Here is a 6,017-nt window from a genome sequence, read left to right as displayed (position 1 = left end):
CGTCTTCCCGACCCTCCCGGTGGCGGACAACGTCCGGATCGGCGCCGAACAGCAGCGCGGCCGGCGGCCGGACCCTCGGGCCGTGGACGCGGCGAGCAGCCACAGGTATGACCCGCATCCGCAAGGCCATCGGCGACAACATGCTGAAGGCCCTGCACGAGCAGGCCCAGCTGACCAGCGTGGTCGAGGTGGACGTCACCAAGATCATGTCGCTGCGCGGCAAGGCCAAGGACTCCTTCCTCGCCCGCGAGGGCGTGAAGCTGTCCCCGATGCCGTTCTTCGTCAAGGCCGCCGCCCAGGCGCTGAAGGCCCACGCGGTCATCAACGCCCGGATCAACGAGGCCGAGGGCACCATCACCTACTTCGACACCGAGAACATCGGTATCGCGGTGGACTCCGAGAAGGGTCTGATGACCCCGGTCATCAAGGGTGCGGGCGACCTCAACATCGCCGGCATCTCGAAGAAGACCGCGGAGCTGGCCGCCAAGGTGCGCGGCAACAAGATCACCCCGGACGAGCTGTCCGGTGCGACCTTCACCATCAGCAACACCGGCTCGCGCGGTGCGCTGTTCGACACGGTGATCGTGCCGCCGAACCAGGTCGCCATCCTGGGCATCGGCGCGACCGTCAAGCGCCCTGTCGTCATCGAGTCCGACGGCGGCACCGCCATCGGCATCCGTGACATGACCTACCTGTCGCTCTCCTACGACCACCGCCTGGTGGACGGCGCCGACGCCGCCCGCTTCCTGGTGGCCGTCAAGGAGATCCTGGAGGCCGGCGAGTTCGAGGTCGAGCTCGGCCTGTAAGGCTCCCCGCGGCACCTGGTCGCAGCACGCCGGAACCCCGCGTCGTCCCCGGACGGCGCGGGGTTCCGCCGTTCCCGGCCGCCCGGGCCGCCCCGGCGTCGGAAGAACGGGCGTTTCGCGGCCGCATCACATGCGCGGGCGCGGGCGAACGGGGATGCTGGAGCGGTGATGGACGAGACCGACTTCTGGCAGATCATCGACGACACCCGGGAAGCCGCCGGGGGCGACCCGGACGAGCAGGCCGAACGGCTGGTGGAGCGGCTCCTCCAACTGACCCCGGACGACGTCATCGACTTCGCCCGGCTCTTCGAGGCGCGGTTCCAGCGCGCCTACCGAACCGACCTCTGGGCCGCGGCGTACCTGCTGCTGGACGGCGCCTCCGAGGACTCCTTCGACTACTTCCGCTGCTGGCTGATCGGCCAGGGCCGGGAGGTCTTCGAGGGCGGGCTGCACGAGCCGGACGACCTGGCCGAGCTGCTGCCGGAGTTCGACGAGGAGGAGGACGGCGAGGCCGAGGACCTCGGCTACGCCGCCGACGAGGCGTACGAGCAGCTGACCGGGCTGCCGCTGCCCGAGGTGGGCGGGCGGCAGCCCGCGACGCCGTACGGTGCGCCCTTCGACTTCGACGACCCGGAGGCGATGGCGAAACGGTTCCCCAAGCTCTGGGAGCGTTACGGGGACTGAGCCGGGCCGCCGCCGGGCGGCGGGCTCAGGTGCCGGAGCCGGAGGCGCTGGTGTCCTGCTTGATGCCCTTGAGGATCTGGTCGAGCACGGAGGGGTCGGGCGCGCCCGCGGCGTCGTCCACCCCGCCCTCGAAGGCCACGTAGCCGCCGCCCTTGGCCGGCACGGCCACCATCAGGACGTAGCCCTTGGTGCCGTCCGAGGTGGTGATGTGCCAGCGCACCGCGTACCCGGAGATGCCCGCCACCGTGGTGCTCGACGAGCCGGCGTCGGTGTGCCCGGTGACCCCGGTGAAGATCGCCCCCGCGTACGCCGGCATCGCCGCCTCGGCGGCCGCCCGGGCCGAGCTGCCCGAGATGGTGTCCTTCTCGACCGAGAACTGGCCGCGGATGCACGAGCCGCCGCCGGGGCAGGTGTAGCGGCCGCTGCCGAGGAAGACGGTCGAGTGCGTGGTGTCGGTCTGCGCGTCCCAGCCCTGGAAGACCGGCACCGTGATCGAGTGCTGGGCGTCGGCGGCGGTGTCCTTCACCACCGGGACCGGCGGCAGGCTGGGCGTCGGGGTCGGCGTCGGCGGCGGGCTGGTCTTCTTCGTCGGGCTCGGGCTCGGCGTCGGGCTCGAGTCGGTGGTGACCGTGACCGTCGGCGTCGGGTCCGCGCGCGGGGTGTCGTGGCCGCTGTTGAGGGCGATCGCGGCGACCACGCCGACCACGGCCAGCACCCCGACCACGATCGCGACGGCCACGCCGGGCTTCATCCGGCCCGACGGCGTGGGCGGCGGGTAGCCGGCGGCCGGCGGGTAGCCGTAGGAGGCCTGGCCCTGCGCCGGGTAGCCGTACGACGGCGTGCCCTGTTGCGGGGCGCCGTAGCCGTACGACGGCGGCGTGGCCGGGGCCGCCGGCTGGTTGGACTGCCAGGAGACCTGGGTCGGGGCGTCGGCGAGCCCGCCGCCGCCCGCCTGGACGGGGCGGACGTCGCTCGTCCAGGCGCTGCCGTCCCACCAGCGCTCATGACCGGCCGTGCCGTCCGCACCCTGTACCGGGTACCACCCGGGAGGCGTCGAGTTGCTCACGGCCGTACGGTACCCGGCACGGCGTCACTCCAGACAGGTCGGTCATGTCACGACTCTGCTACCGGCCGGACACGGGATCCGACACCTCCTCAAGCGCCCGCCACGGGTGGTGCGGACGGTGCGGCGGACGACGGGACGGGCCCCTGAGGCGGTCAGGCGACGAGCGTGCGGGCCATCCAGACGTCGTCCACGTACCGGCCGTCGATCAGGAACTCCTCCGTCAGCGAGCCCTCGACCACGAAGCCGCAGGCCTCGTACAGCCGGCGGGCGGGGGCGTTGTGCCCGAGCACGCGCAGGGTGATCCGGCGGGCGCCGTCCTCCCGGGCCGCCGCGCAGGCGGCCTCGACCAGCGCCCGGCCCAGGCCCCGGCCGCGGACCGAGGCGTCGACCGCCAGGCCCTGGATCTGGCGCACGTGCCGGTTGCTGACCAGCGGCGTGGGCGGGACCACCCGGACGTAGCCGACGATCCGGCCGTCCAGCAGGGCGAGCCTGAACTGGTCCGGGGTGTGGCGCTCGTCGAACACGGGCTCGCCCTCGGGCGGCTGGGGCGCCACCTCGCTGAGCCAGGACCACGCGGCCCGGTTGAGCTCCGAGAGCTCCTTCTCGTCCTCGGGCTGCGCGGGACGGATGATCAGATCTTCCTCGTGCATGCGCGTCATGCTAATCAGCGACCCCGGGGCTGTACACGGAGTTCCCGGTACCGGGAACTGCGAGGATGAGCCCATGCGAATCGCTGTCACAGGCTCCACGGGATTGATCGGCTCGGCACTCGTCCGCTCCCTGCTGGCGGACGGCCACGAGGTGGTCCGGCTCGTCCGGCACCGGTCCAGGACCGGCCCGCAGCCGGACGGGACGACGGCGATCGGCTGGAACCCGCTGCTCGGCCAGGTGGACCGGGACGGGCTGGCCGGCGTCGGGGCGGTGGTGCACCTGGCCGGGGCCGGGGTCGGCGACCACCGGTGGACCGACGCGTACAAGCGGGAGATCCGGGAGAGCCGGGTGCTCGGCACCGAGACGCTGGCCGCCGCGCTGGCCGGGCTGGCGGAGCCGCCGGAGGTCTTCGTCAGCGGCTCGGCGGTCGGCTGGTACGGGCAGACCGGGGACGCGGTGATCGACGAGGACTCCCCCGCCGGGGACGACTTCCTGGCCGAGGTCTGCGTCGAGTGGGAGGCCGCCGCGCGGCCGGCCGAGCGGGCCGGGATCCGGGTGGTGCACCCGCGCACCGGGCTGGTGCTCTCCGCCCGGGGCGGGGCCGGCGGGCGGCTGTTCCCGCTCTTCCGGCTGGGCCTCGGCGGTCGGCTCGGCGACGGCCGGCAGTACTGGAGCTTCATCTCGCTCCCGGACGAGGTCGCGGCGCTGCGGTTCCTGATCGACCGGAAGGACCTCAGCGGCGCGTTCAACCTCAGCGCGCCGGAGCCGGTGACCAACGCGGAGCTGACGGCGGCGCTCGGGCGGGCGCTGAACCGGCCGACGCCGTTCCCGGTGCCGGAGGCCGTGCTGAAGCTGGCGCTGGGCGAGCTGGCGGTCGAGGTCGTGGGCAGTCACCGGGCGGTGCCGCGGCGGCTGCTGGAGGCGGGCTTCCGCTTCCGGCACCCGGACGTCGACTCGGCGGTGCGGGCCGCGCTGTAGGGCGGGCCCGCCGGTCCCCGCCGGGCGCCGGCCCGCCCGCGCGCCCACACCCCGGCGCGGGTGTCCGCGCGGGCGTCTGCGCGCCGTCCGCGCGGCCGGGGGCGTGCCCGCGTACGCCCGGTACGACATCTGCGCTGGCCAGGGGCATATGCCCGGCGGATCGGGGCGGGGCTCCGACAGGGGGCGCACGGGAGCACACGATGGGCGCGTTGCACGCCCCCGGTGACCGTGCGCGCCCGTCGGCCCCCGAACGCGGGGATTGGGCGCACAGTCCGTGACCGCGCCCCCGGCGGATGCGGCCGCGCCCCTTCCGGCGCCCGGATACGGCTCGACGCGTCGGTCTGACGCTCACATTGACTGGGCATCACATCGTCGGACCGTGTCCCGGCACCCCGCTGCCTGCGTCGGCCGGAGCCCCGGGACCAGGGAGGGAGCACGCCAGTGCCCACGTACGACTTCACTCGCCGCGCCCGCCGACAGTCCGACCCGGACGTCGTCGTGGTGGGCGCAGGACTCGCGGGCCTGGCCGCCGCCCGCGAGCTGACCGGCCGCGGACTGTCCGTCGAGGTCCTGGAGACCACGGACCGGGTCGGCGGCCGGATGGCCACCCGTGAGCTGGACGGATTCCGGCTCGACCACGGCAGCCAGCTGCTCAACACCGCCTACCCCGAGCTGCGCCGCGTGCTCGACCTGGACCGCCTCGAACTACGCCCGCTCGCGCCCGGCGTACTCGTGCACAGCGGCGGCCGCCGGTACCGCGCCGGGGACCCTCAGCTCACCGCCGCCCGGCAGGCCACCGCCCGAGCACCGCTGGGCAGTCCGCTGGACAAGGCCCGCCTCGGCAACTGGCTCGGCCGGCTGGCCGCCACCCCGGCCAGCCGGCTGCTGGCCCGGCCGGAGACCACCGCCGCCCGCGCGCTGACCGACCGCGGCCTCGCACCGCGCACGGTCGACGGGTTCCTGCGGCCGCTGCTCGGCGCCCTGCTCGGCGACCCGGCGCTGGGCACCAGCAGCAGGATCGCCGACCTGGTGCTGCGCAGCTACGCGCGCGGGCGGCTCTGTCTGCCCGCCGACGGGATCGCGGCGGTGCCGGCCCAACTGGCCGCCGCCCTGCCCGCCGGGACGGTGCGCACCGGGGTGCAGGTCACCTCGATCGCGGCGGACGGCGTGGAGACCGCCGGGCACGGGCGGATCGGCGCCCAGGCCGTGGTGGTGGCGACCGGTGCGCGGTCCGCCGCCGGGCTGCTGCCCGGGCTGCGGCTGCCGGACTTCCACCCGGTCACGACCTTCTACCACGCGGCCGACCGCGCGCCGGTCGCCGAGGCCGTGCTGCTGCTGGACGGCGACCGGCCGGGCGGGCACCCGCCGCTGGTCTCGCACTCGGTGGTGCTCAGCGAGCTGCACCCCTCGTACGCGCCTGCCGGGCAGGCGCTGGTGGCGACCACCGTCCTCGGGCGGCGGTCCTTCGACGCCGGCGGGCCGGCCGCGCTCGAACCGGCGGTCCGTGCGCGGCTGGCGGAGCTGTACGGGACGCGGACCAAGGGCTGGCAGTTCCTCAGCGTGCGCCACGTCCCCGACGCGGTGCCGGCCATGCCGCCGCCGCACAACACCCGGCGCCCGGTGCGGGTACTGGCCGGGCTGTACGTCTGCGGGGACCACCGGGACACCAGCACGGCCCAGGGCGCGCTGGTGTCGGGGCGGCGGGCGGCGCAGGCCGTGGTCCGCGACCTCGGGCTGGCCGTGCTTCTTGTTGTAGGCCTGCTGGACGGCCCGGCGGCGGTTGGTCTCGTCGATCGCCCGCTCCATCGAGGGGGTGATCCGGTCCGCGTACA

At 74.8% G+C, this 6,017-nt stretch carries 4 protein-coding genes and 2 pseudogenes; 4 read left to right on the top strand and 2 right to left on the bottom strand.

Features of this window, described 5'->3' with window-relative positions; translation table 11 throughout:
- Positions 1-107: 107 nt before the first annotated feature.
- Positions 108-806: pseudogene (locus ABZ885_RS33820) on the top strand (2-oxo acid dehydrogenase subunit E2); the annotation flags it as partial.
- A 168-nt stretch (positions 807-974) separates the two neighbouring features.
- A complete protein-coding gene (locus ABZ885_RS33815; RefSeq protein WP_360197326.1) occupies positions 975-1,490 on the top strand; it encodes a DUF4240 domain-containing protein in 516 nt (171 codons plus the stop codon).
- Positions 1,491-1,515: 25 nt separating this feature from the next.
- Here the strand turns inward: ABZ885_RS33815 and ABZ885_RS33810 are convergent, their stop codons facing one another.
- Both ABZ885_RS33810 and ABZ885_RS33805 read right to left on the bottom strand, forming a co-directional pair.
- Positions 1,516-2,556 carry a DUF2510 domain-containing protein gene (locus tag ABZ885_RS33810; RefSeq protein WP_360197323.1) on the bottom strand — a complete coding sequence of 347 codons (1,041 nt, stop codon included), beginning with the start codon at positions 2,554-2,556 and terminating at the stop codon, positions 1,516-1,518.
- Positions 2,557-2,708: 152 nt separating this feature from the next.
- Positions 2,709-3,206: a GNAT family N-acetyltransferase gene (locus ABZ885_RS33805; protein WP_360197320.1), complete on the bottom strand. Its 498-nt coding sequence runs from the start codon at positions 3,204-3,206 to the stop codon at positions 2,709-2,711.
- Between the two features lie 73 nt (positions 3,207-3,279).
- Between ABZ885_RS33805 and ABZ885_RS33800 the strand changes: the two genes are divergently transcribed.
- Both ABZ885_RS33800 and ABZ885_RS33795 read left to right on the top strand, forming a co-directional pair.
- Complete coding sequence (locus ABZ885_RS33800; RefSeq protein ID WP_360197317.1) at positions 3,280-4,185, top strand: TIGR01777 family oxidoreductase; 906 nt, start codon at positions 3,280-3,282, stop codon at positions 4,183-4,185.
- A gap of 441 nt (positions 4,186-4,626) precedes the next feature.
- A pseudogene (locus tag ABZ885_RS33795) lies at positions 4,627-5,922 on the top strand (FAD-dependent oxidoreductase); the annotation flags it as partial.
- Positions 5,923-6,017 lie beyond the last annotated feature (95 nt).

This window comes from Kitasatospora sp. NPDC047058 (assembly GCF_040643935.1).
Classification (GTDB): Bacteria; Actinomycetota; Actinomycetes; order Streptomycetales; family Streptomycetaceae; genus Kitasatospora.
The sequence above is the reverse complement of the archived record's forward strand: the minus strand, read 5'-3'. Positions and strand labels throughout refer to the sequence as shown.